This is a genomic window from Frankia sp. Hr75.2 (assembly GCF_949319125.1).
Classification (GTDB): Bacteria; Actinomycetota; Actinomycetes; order Frankiales; family Frankiaceae; genus Parafrankia; species Parafrankia soli.
Genome location: NZ_CASGGV010000296.1, coordinates 13034 through 33067, shown reverse-complemented (window position 1 = coordinate 33067; position 20034 = coordinate 13034). Strand labels below are relative to the sequence as shown.

The window sequence follows — 20034 nt, the reverse complement described above, 5'->3', positions numbered from 1 at the left end:
CGCGGACACCGACTCGGCGGCCGGGGCCCCCGGCCCCGCCCTCGGATGTCGTGGTTCAGCTGGTGGTGGTGACCTCGGTGGCCGGAGCGTTCGGGGAGTGCTCGACCGCGGCGAGTGACGCCAGCAGGTAGCGGACGAGATGGCTGGTGGGCCGGCTCGGCGCCGGATTGGCCAGGCCACCCTCGATCGTGGCGACCACGGCGTCGGCGGCGATCTCGTGGTCGGGCTGGGGGACCAGGTCGGCCACGGCGCTCAGCGCCAGGCCGTGGAGCCACTCGTGCAGCCGCTCGTGGTACTCCATGATCGGCGGGGCGTGCGGGGCGCGCTCGGCGACGCAGGGGTGCAGCGTGCGGCGCCGCTCGACCGAGTCCAGCGCGGCGAAGAGCTTCTGTGCCGCCTCGCCGGGCAGCTCCGCGATGCGGTCCACCTCGCCGTCGAGCAGGCGGTTCAGGACGGCGGCGAACGCGTGGTCCTTGGACCGGAAGTACCAGTACACCGAGCCGGGCTCGATGCCGGCGGCTCGGGCGATCTCGGCGATGGAGGTACCGGCGAACCCGCGGGCGAGGAACTGCTGCTCGGCGACCGCGAGCAGCGCGTCGATCCGTTCCTCGCGCGGGACCTCCTGGCGGTTGCGTGGCACCTGATCAGCGTAACGACCCTGGCGGGGGGCAGGAGGGGATTGTCCGGTACCCGCGTCGTCCCGCCCGCTCCGTCATGCGGCTCCCGCGTCGCGGGGAGGGGATGGTCGGTAGCCGCGCGTGACGATCCGCGCCGGTAGGAGCCATCTCTTGATTCTGGTTAGAGAGAGCTGTGAGATGGACCTAGCTCTCCACGTCGCTGGAAGGACCGCCATGTCCGCGATCAGGACCCCCCGGACTACCAGGAGCCCCCGCACGACCAAGAGCCTCGAAGCCCTCTCCGCCACCCTCAACCGAGCCCTCGCCGGGGCCCGCGCGCCACAGGTCGCGGCCGCCCGGCACGCGGACCTGCGCGGCGGCGCGTCCGCGCCGGGAGCCGCGCGAACCGACACGCTGGCCGCCCGCAGGCGGACGAACCTGCTCATCGGCACCCTCGAGCGGCTGCGGAACCCGGCGGCCGGCCCCCGGGCCACCCGCGGCGCCGGCACAGTCTGACCTGGACCCGCGCCGACCCGCCCTGACGGCGGCCCGGCCCCGCGGGGACATCCACCTACGATCATCCATCGACTACCCAGGGTGAACGCATGACGAGTACGGCGGCGGTACCGGACGGATCACGACCCGGGCAGGCGGTGGCCCCGGAACAGGGGAGCCGGCACCGGCAGGAACCGCCGCCGTCCGCCGCCGCCATGCGCCGCGCCCTGCGCCGCGCGCGCGACGGCGTCACCCTGGACGTCACCGAGGCCGCGATCCTGCTCGCGGCGCGCGGCGAGGATCTCGCCGACCTGTGCGCCTCCGCGGCGCGCGTGCGTGACGCCGGGCTCGCCTCCCTGGGGCGGCCCGGCGTCGTCACCTACTCGCCGAAGGTCTTCATCCCGCTCACCCGGCTGTGCCGGGACCGCTGCCACTACTGCACGTTCGCGACCGTCCCGCACCGGCTGCCCGCGCCGTACCTGACGGTGGACGAGGTGCTCGACATCGCCCGCGCGGGGGCGGCGGCGGGGTGCGCCGAGGCGCTGTTCACCCTCGGCGACCGCCCGGAGGACCGCTGGCCGGCCGCCCGGGAGTGGCTCGACGCCCACGGCTACGACTCGACGCTGGGCTACCTGCGCGCCGTCGCGATCGCGGTGCTGGAGGAGACCGGCCTGCTGCCGCATCTCAATCCCGGCGTGCTGAGCTGGTCGGAGCTCGCGCGGCTCAAGCCGGTCGCGCCGTCGATGGGCATGATGCTGGAGACGACCGCGACGCGGCTGTGGTCGACGCCCGGCGGCGCCCACTACGGCTCGCCCGACAAGGAGCCCGCCGTCCGGCTGCGGGTGCTGGCCGACGCCGGGCGGCTCTCCATCCCCTTCACGACCGGCCTGCTGCTCGGCATCGGCGAGACGGCCGTCGAGCGCGCCGAGACGATCTTCGCGCTGCGTGGGCTGGCCCGCGAGTACGGGTCCGTCCAGGAGGTCATCGTCCAGAACTTCCGGGCCAAGGATGACACCGCGATGCGCGGTGAGCCGGACGTCGGCGCCGAGGAGCTCGCGGCGGCAGTGGCGGTGACCCGCCTGGTGCTCGGCCCGCGGATGCGGGTGCAGGCGCCGCCGAACCTCGTCGACACCGCCGAGTGCGCGCTGCTGCTCTCCGCCGGCCTCGACGACTGGGGCGGTGTCTCGCCGGTGACTCCGGACCACGTCAACCCGGAGCGGCCCTGGCCTGATCTGGACGTCCTGCGGGAGGTGACCGCGGCGGCGGGCTTCACGCTGCGGCCGCGGCTGACCGTCCACCCGACACACCTGGACGAGCCGTGGATCGACCCGCGGCTGTCCGGGCACGTGGCGGCGCTGGCCGGTCCGGACGGGCTGCTCGCCGAGGGCGCCCGGGCGGCGGGGCTGCCGTGGCAGGAGCCCGACGGCGGCCTGGGGAACAGCGGCCGCACCGACCTGCACACCGCGGTGGACACCGAGGGACGACACTCCGCCACCCGTTCCGACTTCGACTCCGTCTACGGCGACTGGGCCGGCCTGCGCGAGCAGGTGCGCGCCGCCGGCACCGGGGTGGACGGGATCTACGGCACGGGCACCCGGGCGGGCGCCGGTGCCGCGGAAGCCGTGGCATCCGCCGCGGGGGAGGAGACCACCGAGGACACGGCTCGGGTCGGCACGGCGGCCGGTGGCGGCGTCCCGTCCGAGGGCGGGTCCGAAGAGACCACAGCCACCACGGGAACCACCGACGGCGCGCGCGGCGCGATCACCCGGGCGGAGCCGGAGGTGCTCGCGGCGCTGCGGCGGGCCAGCACCGACCCGGCCGGACTCACCGACGCCGAGGCGCTGACCCTGTTCGGGGCGACGGGTGCCGCGCTGGAAGAGCTGTGCGGCCTCGCCGACGCCCTGCGCGCCCAGACCGTGGGCGACGACGTGACCTACGTGGTGAACCGCAACATCAACTTCACCAACGTCTGCTACACCGGCTGCCGCTTCTGCGCCTTCGCCCAGCGCCGCGCGGACGCCGACGCCTACACGCTCTCCCTGGACGAGGTCGGCTCCCGCGCGCGGGACGCGTGGTCCGTCGGCGCGACGGAGGTCTGCGTCCAGGGCGGCATCCACCCGGACCTGCCGGGCACCGCCTACTTCGAGCTCGCCCGCGAGATCAAGAAGCAGGCACCCGGGCTGCACCTGCACGCCTTCTCGCCGATGGAGGTGGCCAACGGGGTCGCCCGCACCGGGCTGTCGACGCTGGAGTGGCTCACGGCGGCCCGGGAGGCCGGGGTGGACACCATCCCCGGCACCGCCGCGGAGATCCTCGACGACGAGGTCCGCTGGGTGCTGACCAAGGGCAAACTGCCCACCGCCGCCTGGGTCGAGGTGGTCACCACCGCGCACCGCGTCGGCCTGCGCTCCTCGGCGACGATGATGTACGGCCACGTGGACACCCCGGCGCACTGGGTGGCCCACCTGCGCCTGCTGCGCCGCATCCAGGAGGAGACGGGCGGGTTCACCGAGTTCGTCGCGCTGCCCTTCGTGCACCACAGCTCCCCGATCTATCTAGCCGGGGTTGCCCGACCGGGCCCCACCGTTCAGGAGAACCGGGCGGTGCACGCCATGGCCCGGATCCTGTTGCACGGAGCGATCGACAACATCCAGTGCTCGTGGGTGAAGCTCGGTACGGAGGGCTGCGTCCAGGTGCTCGCCGGTGGGGTCAACGACCTCGGAGGCACACTGATGGAGGAGACGATCAGCCGGATGGCGGGCTCGCAACACGGCTCACGGCGCTCCATAGCCGAGCTGGAGGAGGTCGCGCAGGCCGCGGGCCGTCCCGCTCGGCAACGGACCACTACATATGGCGTGGTCTCCGCGGAGCGTCTTGGTACCGCACGTGGTGACGCGGCGCGCACCATGCTGACTGTCGTGACCTGAGAGCTCGTCGCAGCTCGCTTATGTGGTGACGGTCTGTGACCGGGGTCTCGGTGGCCTGCGGTCGGCGCTGGTGATCGGTGTAGGTTCGGGTGAGATGTCCGAGAATCTCGGCGTCCGGTATGGGGTGTTCGTCCGGTCCTGTGTGACCGGAGGGCCTCCGGCGCGTCCGCCCGATCGTCACTCTCCGTATTGGAGGGTGCGACCACGGGGACCCTCCGTGACGAGCCCCAGTGACTGTGAGCTATGGTCTCATCGCTGGTTGTAGAAGATGTTGCGTCGGTGGGGTTGACGCGGCCAAGTCTGGCGCGTGTAATTACCGGCGTGTCATTCCCCCCGTCGACGGGACTCGTGCGGTAGGCGACGTCCGGTCGGAATGGATCCCAGGCGCCGTGCGCCGGCGTCCGGGGGGGTGGCCGACCGCACCGCGACGGGTCTGGAGGAGTCCATATGGAGCACACCGACGCGGGCGTCCACACCGTCCTGGCGGACGTCGAGCGTCCCGCTGAGCACGACACGGGTCCGGTCGGGGAGTCAGGGCCCGTGGCACGTCCGCTGCCCGTTCCCGTTCCCGGGCCGCCGGCACTCGCGGCCGGAGCGGTGCACCCGCGCCCGGCCGCGGCGTCCGCCATGGCGGTCGCGCCACCGGTCATGCCCGGGCGGGGCCGGCCCGAGCTCGTCGAGACCGGATACGACTCCGCGACCGACGACCTCGACGACGATGTGGACGACGAGGGCGACGAGGACGAGGACGAGGCGCGGGACGGCGCGTTGGTCGGCCCCGGGGGCGTCACCCTGCCCCGAGGCGACGGCTCGCTGTCCGACTCCCTCGCCCAGGTGATCGACATCGGCTTCGGCGACCTGCTCGGCGAGGCGATGGAATGGCAGGAACGGGCGCTGTGCGCGCAGACCGACCCGGAGGCGTTCTTCCCTGAGAAGGGTGGGTCGACCCGGGAGGCGAAGCGCATCTGTTCGGGCTGCGAGGTGCGGGTCGAGTGCCTCGAGTACGCGCTGGAGAACGACGAGCGGTTCGGGATCTGGGGCGGCATGTCCGAGCGGGAACGGCGCAAGCAGCGCCGCCGGGCAGTCTGACGGCGGATCCACCAGGCGGCGCCCGCGATGACGAGACCAACGCGGGACGCCGACCACCACCGGTGGGCGGTTCGTTCCCGAGGAGCCGTTCGTCCCGGTCAGCGGGTCGTAGCGGTCGTCGTGACGCGGCGGGATCAGCCCGCGGCGCCCGGCGGCCACGACCCGCGACAAAACGGTCTCGGCAGTACTGGTACCGCTGCGGCGCCTGCGACGGTCGCTGCGGGCCCGACGGTCGCTGCGGGCCCGGCGGGCTCGGTGGGTCCGGTGGTCGCGCTGACCGCGTCGACCCGCCCGCCCGAGCGGATCGTGGTCGTCCGTCTCGGCGGCCCCGCGCTCGGCGGCCCCGCGATCCCGGCGCAGTGGGTTCCGGCGGCAGACGGCCCCACGCAGCCGAGCCCGGACCCTGACGTCCCGAGCCTTCCCGCCCGAGACGTCCCGGGCCTTCCCGCTGGGGACGTCCTGAGCCTGCCTGCCGGGACGTCCTTCGGTGTCGCGGTCGCGGCCGGTATCCGGCACGGCGGGCTGGGCGGCGCGCCCGACACCTTCTACTGGCTGATCCACGACGGCGTCCTGCCACGGCCCGACGCCCTGGAACGGCTGCTCACCTACGCCCGCGTCGACCCGGGTGCGGCGGTCCTCGGTCCCAAGGTGCTCGACGCCGCCCGACCGGAATTCCTGCTCGAGGCGGGTGTGACGGTCGACCGGGCCGGCCGGCGGATCACCGGTGTCGTCCCGGGCGTGCCCGACCACGGTCAGCATGACGCCGTGCGGGACGTGCTGGCCGTCTCCTGCACGGGGATGCTCGTGCGAGCCTCGGCCTGGGAGCGGCTCGGCGGCCTGGCCGCGGACATGACCGCCGGCCTCGATCTGGATCTCGGCGCCCGCGCGGCGCGGGCGGGCCTGCGGGTCGTCGTCGTGCCCCCGGCGGCGGTGCTGCTCGCGCCGCCCGCACGCACCGACGCGCCTCTCGCTGACAGGCCTCTCGCGTCCGGCGCGTCTCGCGCGGGCGACCGTGTCGGGAGGGTCGCGGGAGCGCGGGTGCGGCTCGCGCTGACGGCAACGCCCTTCCTCGTACCGGCCGTGCTCGCGTTGGTGGTCGCGGGCGCGGCGCGGGCCGGTGCCCGCCTGCTCCTCCCGCCCCGGGACAGCGGTGATCCGAGCGGCCCGCGTTCCCGCGGCCGGTGGCGCGACGCGTTGACCGAGCTGTGGATCGCCGGTGCCGTCCTCGCCAGCCCGCGGCCCCTGTTCCGGATGCGTGTGCGGTTCGGCCGGTGCGTGGCGGTGCCGCGGCGTGCCGTGCGCGAGCTGCTGTCGGCCCGACCCCGCGCGGTCGCCGACCGGGCGCCGAGTGGTCCCCGCGCGGTCGCCCCGCCGCGGGCGCTCGCGGTGGTGATGGCCCTGTTCCTCGGGGCGGCTGGCCTGGCCGTCCGCCGGTTGCCACCGGACGCCGTCGGCGGCGGCGTGCCAATGCCCGAGTACGCCGGTGACCTGTGGTCCATGGTGTGGTCCGGTTGGCAGGGCTCCGTGGGCGGCGTGCTCGGCTGGCCGGGCTCCGCACCGCCCTGGACGGCTCTACTCGCCGCGCTGTCGTCCGTTGCCGCCCCGGTCGGTCTCAGCGTGGCCGCGACCTGCTCGATCGTGCTCGCCGTCGCTCCGGCCGCGGCGACCTACCTCGCGTACCGGGCCTCGGGACGGCTCGTCGGCTCGCGCGGCCCGAGGCTCGGCCTGGCGGCCCTGTACGGCGTGTCCCCGCCGGTCACGGGATCAGTGCTGGCCGGCCGGATCGAGACCGCCGTCGCCCTGGCGGTGCTGCCCGCCGTTCTCGCGGCGGGGGACGAGTTCCTCCGTGGCCGGACGGTCCGGGCCGGAGCGAGCGGTTCCGGTTCCGGAACCGGCCTCGACGCCGACGCCGACGCCGACGCCGACGCCGACGCCGACGCCGACGCCGACGCCGGTGGGCGCGGGCGCGCGGGCTGGCGGTTCGCCGTCTCCCTGGCCCTCGTCGTCGCGTGCGCGCCGGTGCTGGCACCGATCGCGCTGGTCGGCCTGCCCACGGCGGCCTGGGCCGTCCGGAGATCACGGCCGCCGGGCACGCAACCGCCGCCGGTCGGGCCGGTGCCGGTACTTGGTGTGCTGATCGCGGGAGCCGTCCCCCTGCTGCCCGGCCTCGTCACGGGGGGCGTCGGGTGGTGGCCCGCCGCTGTGTCGTCCCTGTCGGGCTCGGAGCTGACCGGCCTGGTGGCCGGCGCTCCCGGTGACGAGGGGCAGGCCGCGGTGCTCTGCCTCTTCGTGGCACTGTGCCTCTTCGCGGCGCTGTGCCTGCTGCTCACCGCCTGCCCCCGCCTGCTCGGCCGTCGGGCGTCCTCCGGGGTCGGTGGTGTGGCCACCGGCTGGGCGCCGGCCACGGCCCGGGTCGGGGCGGTCCTGCTCGGCGGATGTGTGCTGGCGTTCGCCGCCGGCCTGGCCACCGCGACGCCGATCCCGGGTCCCGCGCAGGAGGAGAGCCCGGCCCGCGCGGTCGCCGCGCTGAGCCGGACGGGCGGACCAGGCGCGCGCGTCCTGGTGCTGCGCCGGTCCGGCCCGTCGGGGCCGGTCGCGTACAGCCTGGCCGCCCAGGGCGGGCCGAGGTTCCCCGCCGCCGCCCCACACCGGCCGCCCTCCGCTGCCGACCGGGCGCTCGCGACGCTCGTGGCGGACATCTCCGCCGGTCCCCCGGACGCCGCCGACGCGCTGCCGGCGTTCGGTGTGGCCGCGGTCGTCGTCCCGGCGGGTTCGGCCGACCCGGCGCTGGTGGCCGCGCTCGACGCGGTGGACGGCCTCTCCCGGGAGAGGCGCGGTCCTGACGTGCTGCTGTGGCGCCCGGTCGCCGCCGCCCCCGGTGCCGGGGAAGGCACGACCCCGCTCCGGCTCGGCTCGCCCGGTCCGGCCGGATCGACCCGGCTGCCCGGCGGCGCCGCGGGGCGCCGGGTGGTGCTCGCCGAACCCGCCGATTCCGGCTGGCGGGCGACCCTGGACGGCGCGCCGCTGCCCGCGGCGGTCGCGGACGGCTGGGCGCAGGCGTTCGTCCTGCCGGCCGAGGGCGGCCTGCTCGAGGTCTCCTACGATCACCACCGCCACCGCGCCGCCGTGCTGGCGACCGCCGCAGCCGGGGCGCTCCTGCTGGCCGCGGGCCCCTTGGCCGCCGTCCCGCGCCGGCGCCGCGGCCGCCGCGCGGTGGCCACGCGGGCGGAGACCACGTGAAGCGGATCGTCGTGCCGGCCGGGGTGGCGTGCCTGGTCGGGGTGGTCGCGGCCCTGCTCGCCACGGCGGGGCCTCGTCCGCCCGCAGCCGTCCCCAGACCGGTCACCGCGGTCACCCTGGACTGCCCGGATCTCGGTCTGAGGGGGCAGGTGCCCCAGCTGCTGGACGTCGTGCGCGGCTCGGGGCCCGACGGGATGGTCCGGCCATCCGGTGGCGGCGCGCTGCTCGGTGGCGACCGCCAGCACGACGAGCTGCTCTACCTGCCGCGTCCGGACTCGGGTGGCCCAACTCCGGGCGGCCCGGACAGCGGCCAGTCGGTGGCGCGGGGGCCTGCCGGCGGTCCGTTGCGGCTTGTCGCGACCGGGTCCGCCGCGGCCGGCCTCACCGCGACCGTGACCTCCCCCGGGTCGGGAGCGGGACCGCTGCGAGCCCGCTGCGAGCAGTCCCGCGCGCGGACGTGGTTCGCCGGCCCGGCCACCGTCGCCGGCCGCGATCCCGTCCTGTACTGGACGAACACCGGTCCGCGGCCGGCCCGGGTCAGTGTGGGCGCCGTGTCGTCGGGCCAGACGGCGCCCCGGGTGGAGGTGACCGTTCCGGTCGGGCGCACGGTCAGCCGGCGCCTGGCCGAGCTCGCCCCCGAGGCGACCGTGACCACCGTCGACGTCGATGTGCACACCGGCCGGGTTCTGAGCTGGCTGGTCGACCGCGCGAGCGGCTCCGGGCCGGCGGCGGCCACGCCCGTGCCGCCGACCGCCGGTCCGGCCACCCGGGTCCTGCTCGGCGGGTTCCTCACCCCTGCCGGGTCCGGCGGTGCGGGGGCACCGGCCGCCGGCCCGCCAACGGCCGATCTCGTGCTCTCCGCTCCCGGAGCGGCGGCGACCGTACGCGTCAGTGTGATCACGGCCTCGGGTCGCCACACCCCGGTCGGCCTGGAGGCCGTGCGGATCCCGGCCGGCGCGGCGCTGCGCCGCCCGGTCACGCTGACTCCGGCGGGTCCGTCCGCCCTGCTGGTCGAGTCGACGGACGGGGGCGGGATCGTCGCGGCGCTCGGCCTGCCCACCGGCGTGGCCGCGGCGGCTCCCGCGGCGTCGGGCGGCGGTCCGCCGAACGGGCGTACCTGGGTCGCCGGGGTCGTTCCGGAGCGGCCCCGCTGGGCGGGCGTCGTCGTCGGCGACCCGGGCGCGGCCGGGCCGACACCGCCGGGTCTGGTCGTCGCGGCGGCGCCGGTACCGGCCTGGACGGCCGGCGCGCTCGTCCTGGTCGCGCCCGGGCGGGCCGCCACCGTCTGGGTCGACGGCCGCCGGTTCGAGGTCGGCGCGGGCCGCGCGGTGCTGGCGCCGCTGCCGGCGGGCCGCGTCGGCGCGCGTGTCGTCGGCACCGGCGGCCCGCTCGTCGCGAGCCAGGTCCTCGGCACCGCGCCGCCGTCCGCGGGAGCGCCGTCCGCGGGAGCGCCGTCCGCGGGAGCGCCGTCCGCGGGAGTGGCGACCGCGCTGGTGCCGCGGACCGTCTCGGCCGTCGTGCCGCTTACCGGCGCGTGGCGCCTCCGGTACGGTCCGGCGTCGCTGGCCGATCCGCGCGTCGCCTGGTGAGCGGCACTCGCCCCGCCCGGACGAAGGTGTAGTGGTCTGCGTGTGCTCTCTGTCTGGCCGGGCTCAGACGCGGGAGCCCGCGGCGAAGACCCGTCCCGTGCCGGTGAGTGTCAGGGCTGCCGGGCCGGTCACCAGGGCCGAGCCGCCGCGGCGCAGGGTCAGCGGCGCCAGCGGCGAGCCCGCCAGGTCCGTGCCCGCGACCTCGACGCTGCCCTCCACCGCCAGCAGCACGGACGTGTCGGGCACCGCCACGCTGCCACCGGCGCAGACAGCCTCGCGCAGGACGAAGTCGTCCACCGGCACATCCCAGGCCCGCAGCTGGCCGCCGGGGCCGGTCGCCAGCGGGCGCGGGGTGAGTACCGGCGCGCTGGTGGGGCGCGGGTCGAGGATCCGCAGCAGCTCGTCGACGTCGATGTGCTTCGGGGTGAGCCCGCCGCGCAGGACGTTGTCCGACGTGGCCATGATCTCGATCCCGACGCCCTGGACGTAGGCGTGCAGCAGCCGCGCCGGCTGGAACAGGCCCTCGCCGGGGCGCAGCGTGACGTCGTTGAGCAGCAGCGCCGCGGCGATGCCGACGTCCCCGGGGTGGGTCTCGGCGAGCAGCAGGACGAGCTCGGCCGCGCGACGCAACTGCTCGTCCGCGTCGGGGGAGACCCGCTCGGCGGCGGCGACCGCCCCGGCGGCCAGCTCCTCGCCGGCCTGAGGGGGGAGTGTCAGCAGGCTGCGCAGCACCTGGGTGGCGCCGCCGGCCGGATCGGTCGCCAGGGGCGCGAACGCGGCGATCAGGCCGGGATGGCCGAGCCCGCGCGCGATCGCGAGGGTGGCGCCGGGCGCCCGGATGCCGGCGAGGGCCCGGAACGGCGTCAGGGCCACGATCAGCTCGGGCTTGTGGTTGCGGTCCCGGTAGCGGCGGCGCGGGTCGTCGGGAGCGATCCCGGCGGCCTGCTCGGCGTCGAAGCCGGCGCGTGCCTGCTCGACGTTCGGGTGGACCTGCAGCGACAGGGCCTTGTCGGCGGCCAGCACCTTCAGCAGGAAGGGCAACTCGCCGACGAGGTCGGCGGCCGCCCGCCGGCCTGAGGTTCCGGTGTCCACGACCTCGGCCGGGGCCTGGGGGTGGGTGCCCAGCCACAGCTCGGCGACGGGCTCCCCGTCGGACGGGACGTCCAGGAGATCGGGTATCGCGGTCGGCGAGCCCCAGGCGTAGCGCTGTGCCCGGCCGTGCAGCTCCAGGATGCGGACCGGGGCACGCGGCGGCGGTGCCCCGCGTGGCGCGCCCGCCGGTCGACCGGTCCGCGCGTCCCACCTCCGAACGGACGTCCCGGTGTTGGCTGGTGTGGTCTCCCCGATGGTCACACGTGTCTCCGTCCCCGCGTCGGCGGTCGTGAGCGGCTCTGAGCCCGTCGGGTGGCTCTCGTGGTGGGCCCTACTCCTCGTCGTCGCCCCAGCCATGACCTTCGGGGTCGATCACGGCCGGGTCGACGTCCATCATCTCGGCGACCTCGTGGATGATCGCGTCGAGGACCAGCTCGGCGAGGTCCTCGTTGTCGACGGCGCGCGCTTCGAGCGGGCGCCGGTAGATGACGATCCGCCGCGGCGTGGCCGAGCGGCCCTTTCCGGTGGCCGGCTGGTAGTGCGCCAGCGGGATGCTGTCGTCGGTCACCGTGATCGGCGGTACGTCCTCGACGGCGAACTCGACGTCGGCGAGCTCGGCGGACCACCGGTGGTCCAGGTGCTCGACCGCGTCCAGGACGAGGTCGTCGAAACGCTCACCGCGGGTGGCGTAGGCGGGCACGTCCGGGGGTAGGAGCGTGCCACGCATGCCGCGGCCCCGTCTGTCCCGCCGCCGACGGGCGGGGATCGGGCGTCCGGCCGCGGGGAAGCGCACCCTGGGCGTGCTGGCTGGTTCGGCCATCGTGCCAGGGTAACGCCGGGTCCGTCCGGCGATCACCGCGGCGCGTGGCGAACCGGGCAAGTCGGCCCCGGACCCCCACCCACACCCCCACCTAGGGGGGCCCGACCAGGATCGACACGGCGTCAGAAGGCGGTTTTGGTCGAAGCGTGTGCGACGTTCTGGTGTAATTGTGTGCGTGGAGCAACCGAGCGATAACCACTGCGTCACAGTGACCTCTGTCGGTGCGCGACACGGCGGGCGGTGGTGGCCGTCGCCCGTTCCGGGGTCTACCGTCCGGAACGTGAAGCCTCGGCGCTGCTCCCGCTCGGCCTGTTCCGCGGCCGCGATCGCCACGCTCACCTACGCCTACGCGGAGTCCACCGCCGTACTCGGTCCGCTGTCGCCGTTCGTCGAGCCGCACTCGTATGACCTGTGTGGGGTCCACGCCGACCGGCTGACCGTGCCGCTCGGCTGGGCCGTGGTCCGGATCGAGGCCGAGCAGGCCGAACACCAACAGGCCGGCCAGGAGCCGACGTCCGACGACATCGAGGCGCTCGCCGACGCCGTGCGTGACTCCGCCCCGCGCCGTGGGTCGGAGCCGCCCACCGGTCCGGCCGGTCCCGCTGGTCCCGGTGCGGTGCCGCCCGGCGGTCCCGGCGGTCCCGGCGGCCGTGGCCGCGGCCACCTGCGTGCGGTGCCGAGCCCGTCGTGACGTCCGCGCCCGTCGTGACGTCCGCCTGACCCGCCCGCGTCTGACCCGCCCGCCGCCGCGGTACCTCGCACCGGCGCACCGGCGCCGGCCTGCCATGCCTCGTGACGCCGTCCCGCGCCGAACCCGTCCCGCGCGGCAAGGCGCTGACGGAGATGTCACCCCGGCCGGATAAGGTCAACCCGGTCGATCGACGCCGGTCAGGGAAGGTGGTTACGGGGTGCACGACCTCTCACGGATCTTCAAGGCATACGACGTGCGAGGTGTGGTGCCGTCCGAGTTCGACGTGGAGGTGGCTCGGGCCACCGGCGCGGCGTTCGTCCGCCTGCTCGGAGCCGGCCGGATCGTCACCGCCCACGACATGCGCGAGTCCTCCGTCCCGCTGGCGGCCGCCTTCGCGGACGGCGCCACCAGCCAGGGCGCGGACGTCATCGCCGCCGGTCTCGGGTCGACCGACCTGCTCTACTTCGCGGCCGGCTCGCTGGACCTGCCCGGCGCCATGTTCACCGCCTCGCACAACCCGGCGAAGTACAACGGCATGAAGCTGTGCCGGGCCGGCGCGGCGCCGATCGGGCAGCAGACCGGCCTGGCGGAGATCCGGGCGCTGATCGAGGCCGGCGTGCCGGAGTACACCGGCCGGCCGGGCACCGTCACCACCCGCGACCTGCGTGACGACTACGCGCGTCACCTGCGCTCGCTGGTCGACCTGAGCCGGATCCGCCCGCTGAAGGTCGTCGTGGACGCCGGCAACGGCATGGCGGGTCTGACCGTCCCGGCGGTGTTCGACGGGCTGCCGCTGACCGTCACCCCGATGTACTTCGAGCTCGACGGCTCCTTCCCGAACCACGAGGCCAACCCGATCGAGCCGGAGAACCTGCGCGACCTGCAGGCCGCCGTGCGCTCCTCGGGCGCGGACATCGGGCTCGCCTTCGACGGCGACGCCGACCGCTGCTTCGTCGTCGACGAGCGCGGCGAGATCGTCTCCCCGTCGGTCATCACCGCCCTGGTCGCCGAGCGCGAGCTGCGCCGCGAGCCGGGCGCGACCATCATCCACAACGTGATCGTCAGCCGGGCCGTCCCCGAGCTGGTGACCGAGCGCGGCGGCGCGCCGGTGCGCACCCGCGTCGGCCACTCGTTCATCAAGGCCGAGATGGCCCGCACCGGCGCGGTGTTCGGCGGCGAGCACTCCGGTCACTTCTACTTCCGGGACTTCTGGCGCGCGGACTCCGGCATGCTCGCGGCCCTGCACGTGCTGGCCGCGCTGGGCGGGCAGGGCGGCCCGCTGTCCGGCCTGCTCGGCGGCTACGCCCGCTACGCGGCCTCCGGGGAGATCAACTCCGAGGTTACGGACGCCGACGTGGCGATGAACGAGGTCGAGAAGGCCTACGCCGCCCAGGCGGTCGACATCGACCACATGGACGGGCTGACCGTGTCGCTGGCCGACGGGTCGTGGTTCAACCTCCGGCCGTCCAATACCGAGCCACTGCTGCGCCTGAACGTCGAAGGGCGCGATGATGCCACGATGTGCCGGCTGCGCGACGACATCCTCGTCTGCATCCGCGGTGGAAGGGAGAACTCCTGATGAGCCTCGACCCCCTGTTGCTGGAGATCCTCGCCTGCCCGTGCCCGGAGCATGCTCCGCTGCGGCAGGAGACGCTGGACGGCGCTCCCGTGCTGGTCTGCGAGTCGTGCGGTCTGGCCTTCCCGGTCCGCGACGACATCCCGGTGATGCTGCTCGACGAGGCGAAGCCGTTCCCGGCCGCGGCCGGATCCTCGTCCTGACCGGCGCCGCGCGGCCCGCGTGAACGTCGACGAGCCCATCCTGGACGACGCGCGCAGGCTCGAGGCCGCGGACACGCTCAACCTGCTCCCGAACACGGCCTCGGCTGCGCGCCAGGTCCGGGAGAGCTGGCGCCTGGCGCAGGAGGCCGGTGTCGGGTCGCTCGCGGCCGACGGCCGGCCCCGCGCGGTCGTGGTCGTCGGGGTGGGCGCCTCGGCGCTCGCCGGGGACGTGCTCGACGCCGTCGCCGGGCAGGCCGCACCGGTGCCGGTGATCGCGCACCATCGGCACGGGCTTCCCGGCTGGGCCGGGGTGGCCGACGTGATCCTCGCCGTGTCCGTGTCCGGTACCTCCGCGGAGACCCTCTCGGCCGTCGAGGAGGCGCACCGGCGGGGCTGCCGGCTGGCCGTCGTCGGCCCCGCGGACTCTCCGTTGTCCCACCTCGCGGAGCTGGCCAGGGCGCCGTTCGTGGCGCTGCCCGAAGCCCGGCCGGCGTACACCGGACTGTGGTCGCTGGCCGTCCCGCTGCTCGCGGCCGCGGCGGCGCTCGGGGTGCACCGTGAGGGCGAGGCCGCGATCGAGGCCGCCGCCGTGCGCCTGGAGGCGATGGCGACCAGGTGCCGGCCGACGAGCGAGTCGTTCGTCAACCCGGCGAAGACGCTGGCCCTCGAGCTGGCCGGCGCCCTGCCACTGTGGTGGGGGACGACCCGGCTGACCGAGGTCGCCGCCACCCGGGCCGCGGGTGTGCTCGCGGTGAGCGCGGGCTACCCCGCGCTGGTCGGGGCGCTGCCGCATCCGGCTGAGGAACAGGTCGCGCTGTTCCGCGGAGCTTTCGGGTCCGGCGACGGCGGGGCCGGGTCGGCCGGCGGCGACGGTGACGGCGACGCCGCAGACGACGATCTGGCCGACTTCTTCCGCGACCGGGTCGATGACGAGGCCGTCGTGCGGCTTCGGCTGATCCTGCTGCGTGATCCCGCCGGCGAGCATCCCGAGATCGCCCGCGCGGCGGAGCGGGCTGTCGTCCTCGCGGGTGAGCACGGCGTCGGCGTCACCGAGCTGCGGGCGGAGGGCACGGCGCCGCTGGAGCGCCTGGCCTCCCTGATCGGCCTGATCGACTTCGCGGGCAGCTACGTAGGACTCGCACTCGGGGTCGACCCCGGCGCCGCGCTGCGGCTGTGGGAGCTCGGCACCCCCCGCTGAACCGCTGGCTGCTGGACGGCTGACTGCCGCTGTTATTCCCGACGGCCCGGTTGGGGTCGGTGTTCGAGGAGTGCCGCCAGCGCGCGCAGCTGGAGCTCCCACCGGTCACCGGCCGCCTGCGCGGACATCGCCCGGACGAGGGCCGGCGCCCGCGGGGCGGCCTCGGCGAGTGGTCGGTGCAACAGGCGTAGCACCGCGCTGTCCCAGACGGTGGTCTGCACCCGCCCCCGCTCGCCGAGGGCCACGACCCTGTCCCCGGCGGGCGAGACGGTCAGCGTGATCAGGAACTCCGGCCCGCTGAGAAAGCCGACCAGTGCGCGGTCCGGCCAGGTGTGGACCTCGATCGACCCGCTCGCGTGCGCGACCAGCACATGCTCGCCATCCGGGAGGAAGAGCACGCGCTGGGCGGGCCCGACGGGCCAGTCCGCGACCGGCGCGCTCCCGCCGAAGAACGACACGGTGCTCCCCGCGCGGGACGCGGCCGTCTCGCCGTCGGGGAGGAAGGAGACCTCCGCCACGGCGGACTCGAGCGTGGCGGCGGCGAGATCCTTTCCCGTCCGCCGATCGGCGACAGTGACCTGGCGCGCCGTCCCGGGGCGCCGTCGGGTGACAAGGCAGATCCGTTCGCCGTCCGCGGAGACGGCCAGGTTGGCGTCGGGGCGCAGTCCGACGTCCAGCTCGTGGCCGGCCGGTATGGGCAGGCGGACGGACGACGGCCGCGGGTGGCCAGGCGCGCCGTCCGGCACCGCCGGCCACACCGTCATTTCACCGTCCGCGCGCACGGCGCAGACCGCCTTGTCCGGTCCGGCGGGCATGGGTGCCAGCGCGTAGAAGCCCGAAGGGGCGGAGTCCAGCTCGCGGACGACCAACGAGCCGGCGTCGTAGCCGAACACGAGCAGGCGCTCGGGCTCGCGCGGGAACCGGTCCGGCCGGTGGCAGGCGAAGATCTGGCCGTCGGCGGCGAACAGCAGCCGGGTGAACCGGCCGCCACCGAGCCCACGGGGCAGCGGATGCCACCACACCCGCCGGCAGCTCCACGGATCCCAGATCGTCAGGTGGTCGACCCGGAACGACCCGTCCCGGTGGACGAGGGCGATCAGGCCTGTATCGGGCGCCAGTGACGGTTGTGCCGCGGTGGCGATCCCGAGCCCGGTCAGCCCGCGGGCGACGGGTGGGAACCTGAGGGCGGAGGCCGCATCTCGGCCGCTCCGGCCCAGGCCCACCTGCTGGTTCGTGCGCACCAGCAGGTCGAACAGCGCCGCGCTCCGCCTCGCGTGGGCGTCACCGTGCCCGTCGCCCCGGCCGCCGGGGCGCCAGCCGGTTCGGTGCAGAAGCGAGGCCACCCGCAGCGCGTCACCGAAGGTCAGGCTCGGAAGCAGCTCCCACACCCGCTCCGGGTGGCCGGCCGCGAGTAGCGACGCGACCGGCTCGGGTGGTAGATCCTCGGTCACGTCACCGCCCCGCGCCGTGTTCATCTACCCGGGTTACGCCAGTGCCGGCCGAAACCCGCCAGCGCCCAGCCAACGCCGCCAGTGGGTCCACTGTCCCGGTCCGGCCCGCCCGCCGCCACCGGTTTTCCCGGACGGGCCACCTGGGGGTCACCCGGCCCGGGACCTGTCGGCGGGATTCCGCTCGGGTCCCGGGCCGTGGGACGCCTAGCGGCCCTGGTTGTTGCGGCTGGGTTGGCCCTGGCCGGCGCCCTGGTTGGTCTGCGGCACGACGACCTGCCCCTGACCACCGCCGCCCTGCCCGAACCCCGGCAGCCCCGGGGTCTGGCCGGTGCCCGCGCCCGGCAGCAGATCTTCCAGGCTCGGCAGCGTCGGGGTCGGCGCGGGTGGCGCGGTGTTCATCATCCGGCCGCCCTTGGTTCCCCGGGCCACGGCCGGGTCCGCGCCGGGCAGGGCCTGCACGGGCTGCCCGGCCAGCGCGCCCCGCATCGAGGCGCCCCAGATCATCGCCGGCAGGTCGCCGCCGAACACACGGGGCCAGGGGCGGCCGTTCACGACGACGTTGCGCAGGGGGTGCGCGGGGCCGTTCGGGTCGGCGACCGCCACCGCCGCCGCGATCTGCGGGGTGTAGCCGACGAACCAGGCGCTGGAGAAGCCGTCGTTGGTGCCGGTCTTGCCCGCCGCGGGGTGGTCGAACCGGGCGTTCCCGCCGGTCCCCTTGGTGAGCACACCGGCCAGGATGCTCGTCGTGGTGTCCGCGACGCCCTGGGACAGCACCCGCTCGCACTTCGGTGTGTTGCCCACGTCGATCTGCTGTCCGCTGGAGTCCACCACCGAGGTGGCGAAGCGGGCCTCGCACCGGATGCCGCCGGAGGCCAGCGTGGAGTAGGCGAGCGCCATGTCCATCGGACTGACGGGCTCGCCGCCGATGGTCACGTCACCCTCGGTCGGCGGGATGTCCTTGAGGTTGTCGGGGGAGACACCGAGCCGGGTCGCCATCTCGACGACCGCCGGTACCCCGATCTCCTCCTCGAGCTGGATGAAGTAGGTGTTGACCGAGTCCCAGGTCGCGTCGTCCATCCGGTAGACGCCGACTTCGGCGGGGTCGGCGTTCTGGAAGCCCTTGGGACAGTCGCCCTCGCCGCGGTCGAGCGGGAACGCGGGGGTCGAGTAGCAGGCGGGGGAGTGCCAAGCCGTCCCCACGCCGTACCCCTGTTCGAGCGCGGCCGCCACGGTGAACGTCTTGAAGGTCGACCCGGGCTGGAGCGGTCGGGTCGGCAGCTCGAGCTTCGTCTGGTTCGCCGCCTCGTTGGTCCCGAAGACGCGGTTGACCGCCATCCCGAGGATCGCGCCGGTGCCCGGCTGGATGACGACCTCGGTCGCGGCCACCCGGTTGTCCGGCGGGATGATCGAGTTGACGGCCATCTGTGCCGCCTGCTGCACCTGCGGGTTCAGCGTGGTCCTGATGACGAGGCCACCCTCGTGGATCCGCCGGTCACGCTCCTCCTTGGTGGCGCCCAGCGCGGGGTTGGCGCTCAGCTGGGTCCGGATGTAGTCGCAGAAGAACGGCGCGCTCGACATCTCGCAGGAGTCCTGCGTGGTCGGCTGGTCGGTGATGACGTCGATCGGCATCTGCCGGGCGGCGTCCGCCTGGGTGCGGCTGACGTAGTTCTCGTCGGCCATCCGGGTGAGCACCATGTTCCGGCGCTCGAGCGCGGCCTGCGGGTGGTTCACCGGGTCGTAGCGCGACGGGCTCTGGACGAGCCCGGCGAGCAGGGCGGCCTGCTCGAGGCTGACCTCGGAGATCGGAATGCCGAAGTAGTGCTCGGCCGCCGTCCCCACGCCGTACGCGCCGTCGCCGAAGTAGGCGATGTTCAGGTACCGGGTGAGGATCTCGTCCTTGCTGAACCGCTGCTCGATCGCGACGGCGTAGCGCAGCTCGCGCAGCTTGCGGTCCAGCGAGTCGCCGGCGACCGCGTCACGCTCCTCGGGCGTGGTGGCGTCCTGAAGCAGCACGTTCTTCACGTACTGCTGGGTCAGCGTGGAGCCGCCCTGGGTGGTGGAGCCGGCCTCGCTGTTGCGGGCCGCGGCCCGCAACACCCCCTGGGGGTCGACGCCGTTGTGGGAGTAGAAGCGGGCGTCCTCGATCGCGACGATCGCCTCGCGCATGATCTTCGGGATCTCGTCGCCGGTGACGACCCGCCGGTCCTCCGCCCCGGTCAGCGTGGCGATCACGGATCCGTCCGCTGCCAGGATCGTGGATCTCTGTGGCAGCGGCGGGGTCACGAGGTCCGAGGGAAGCTCGAGGAAGTGGTCGGCGGACGCCTTCGCGAACAGCCCCGCGGCGCTCAGGAACGGCAGCGCCATGAGCCCGACCGCGACACCCATGGCGGTGGCGACGAGCCCCATCCGGGTGAGGTGCCGCCGCCGGTCGACCGGACGGCGGATTCCGCCGGTCGGTGGCCCGAACGGCAGGTCGTCGGCGCTGCCGAGCGGCGCCGACGTGCCGCGTGAACGGCTTCCCGAAGGACGCGGCACCGACCTCCCGAGCCGCCCGGGCCCGTCAGGCCCACCGCGGGACCGCCGGGCGGGCCCACTCGTCTCGCCGGCGGGACCACCCGTCTCGTCCGGATGGGTGATGCCTCCCCGCGGCCTGCCCGCCATACGGACCTGCGGGCCTCTTTTGCGTCCGGCCCGACCGGACGCGGCGTCACCGCGGACCGGGGATGCCGACTCCTGTCCCTGTACCGTCGCTGTCACCCCCAACCCTCGCGGGCCCGGCTGTGCGTGCCGGAGCCCTGCCCTGCCGGACCCGTCAAGCATGCGTGACGCCGCGCAAGGTCGCTCATCCGACCCGAGAAGGTCATCGGATGCGCACCGCCACGCGGCCCAGGGGTACGGATCCGGTTCGTCACGGTCCACCCCGGTGGATCCCACTCCCAGGAACGCTAGACGAGCGAGTGGGGCCGCGCCCATCCGGCCCGCGCTGCCCCACACCGCCGCTGCGCTCACCCACCCCGGTCACCCTGCGCGCCCACCGGTGTCACCC

Annotated in this window: 14 protein-coding genes; 9 read left to right on the top strand and 5 right to left on the bottom strand. The window is 75.0% G+C overall.

Annotated elements, in window-relative coordinates; genetic code table 11:
* Positions 1 to 55 precede the first annotated feature (55 nt).
* Positions 56 to 640 carry a TetR/AcrR family transcriptional regulator gene (locus AC559T_RS23015; protein ID WP_071064544.1) on the bottom strand — a complete coding sequence of 195 codons (585 nt, stop codon included), beginning with the start codon at positions 638 to 640 and terminating at the stop codon, positions 56 to 58.
* A 211-nt stretch (positions 641 to 851) separates the two neighbouring features.
* On the opposite strand from AC559T_RS23015, the gene AC559T_RS23010 reads away from it, so the two are divergent.
* The 5 genes from AC559T_RS23010 (at position 852) to AC559T_RS22990 (ending at position 9957) form a co-directional block, all read left to right on the top strand.
* Positions 852 to 1133 (top strand): hypothetical protein, encoded by a 282-nt coding sequence (locus AC559T_RS23010; protein ID WP_112104946.1) that lies wholly within the window; start codon positions 852 to 854, stop codon positions 1131 to 1133.
* Positions 1134 to 1222: 89 nt separating this feature from the next.
* Complete coding sequence (locus AC559T_RS23005; protein ID WP_498870093.1) at positions 1223 to 4039, top strand: bifunctional FO biosynthesis protein CofGH; 2817 nt, start codon at positions 1223 to 1225, stop codon at positions 4037 to 4039.
* A gap of 447 nt (positions 4040 to 4486) precedes the next feature.
* Positions 4487 to 5128 carry a WhiB family transcriptional regulator gene (locus tag AC559T_RS23000; RefSeq protein WP_020463309.1) on the top strand — a complete coding sequence of 214 codons (642 nt, stop codon included), beginning with the start codon at positions 4487 to 4489 and terminating at the stop codon, positions 5126 to 5128.
* A 264-nt stretch (positions 5129 to 5392) separates the two neighbouring features.
* Complete coding sequence (locus tag AC559T_RS22995) at positions 5393 to 8368, top strand: glycosyltransferase (RefSeq protein ID WP_498870092.1); 2976 nt, start codon at positions 5393 to 5395, stop codon at positions 8366 to 8368.
* Positions 8365 to 9957 (top strand): DUF5719 family protein, encoded by a 1593-nt coding sequence (locus tag AC559T_RS22990; RefSeq protein ID WP_498870091.1) that lies wholly within the window; start codon positions 8365 to 8367, stop codon positions 9955 to 9957. The genes AC559T_RS22995 and AC559T_RS22990 overlap by 4 nt, the downstream gene beginning before the upstream one ends.
* A gap of 63 nt (positions 9958 to 10020) precedes the next feature.
* Here the strand turns inward: AC559T_RS22990 and manA are convergent, their stop codons facing one another.
* Together manA and AC559T_RS22980 are read right to left on the bottom strand one after the other, a co-directional pair.
* Complete coding sequence (gene manA, locus AC559T_RS22985; RefSeq protein WP_131626539.1) at positions 10021 to 11310, bottom strand: mannose-6-phosphate isomerase, class I; 1290 nt, start codon at positions 11308 to 11310, stop codon at positions 10021 to 10023.
* A gap of 70 nt (positions 11311 to 11380) precedes the next feature.
* The gene (locus AC559T_RS22980; protein WP_498870090.1) at positions 11381 to 11869 is read right to left on the bottom strand and encodes a metallopeptidase family protein; all 489 of its coding nucleotides are present in this window, start codon (positions 11867 to 11869) and stop codon (positions 11381 to 11383) included.
* Positions 11870 to 12149: 280 nt separating this feature from the next.
* Here AC559T_RS22980 and AC559T_RS22975 point away from each other — a divergent pair, with 280 nt between their 5' ends.
* The 4 genes from AC559T_RS22975 to AC559T_RS22960 all read left to right on the top strand — a co-directional run bounded on the left by AC559T_RS22975 (position 12150) and on the right by AC559T_RS22960 (position 15537).
* Positions 12150 to 12560 (top strand): DUF3499 domain-containing protein, encoded by a 411-nt coding sequence (locus tag AC559T_RS22975; protein ID WP_071064558.1) that lies wholly within the window; start codon positions 12150 to 12152, stop codon positions 12558 to 12560.
* Positions 12561 to 12777: 217 nt separating this feature from the next.
* A complete protein-coding gene (locus tag AC559T_RS22970; protein ID WP_498870089.1) occupies positions 12778 to 14139 on the top strand; it encodes a phosphomannomutase/phosphoglucomutase in 1362 nt (453 codons plus the stop codon).
* Positions 14139 to 14339, top strand: coding sequence for a Trm112 family protein (locus AC559T_RS22965; RefSeq protein ID WP_018501528.1), 201 nt, complete (start codon positions 14139 to 14141; stop codon positions 14337 to 14339). Before AC559T_RS22970 ends, AC559T_RS22965 begins: the two co-directional genes overlap by 1 nt.
* Positions 14340 to 14358: 19 nt before the next feature.
* Positions 14359 to 15537, top strand: a complete 1179-nt coding sequence (locus tag AC559T_RS22960) for an SIS domain-containing protein (RefSeq protein WP_498870088.1) — start codon at positions 14359 to 14361, stop codon at positions 15535 to 15537.
* A gap of 32 nt (positions 15538 to 15569) precedes the next feature.
* On the opposite strand, the gene AC559T_RS22955 is transcribed toward AC559T_RS22960, so the two are convergent.
* Together AC559T_RS22955 and AC559T_RS22950 are read right to left on the bottom strand one after the other, a co-directional pair.
* Positions 15570 to 17012, bottom strand: a complete 1443-nt coding sequence (locus tag AC559T_RS22955; protein WP_498870087.1) for a WD40 repeat domain-containing protein — start codon at positions 17010 to 17012, stop codon at positions 15570 to 15572.
* 180 nt (positions 17013 to 17192) lie between these two features.
* Positions 17193 to 19649: a transglycosylase domain-containing protein gene (locus AC559T_RS22950; protein WP_498870086.1), complete on the bottom strand. Its 2457-nt coding sequence runs from the start codon at positions 19647 to 19649 to the stop codon at positions 17193 to 17195.
* Between the last annotated feature and the right edge of the window lie 385 nt (positions 19650 to 20034).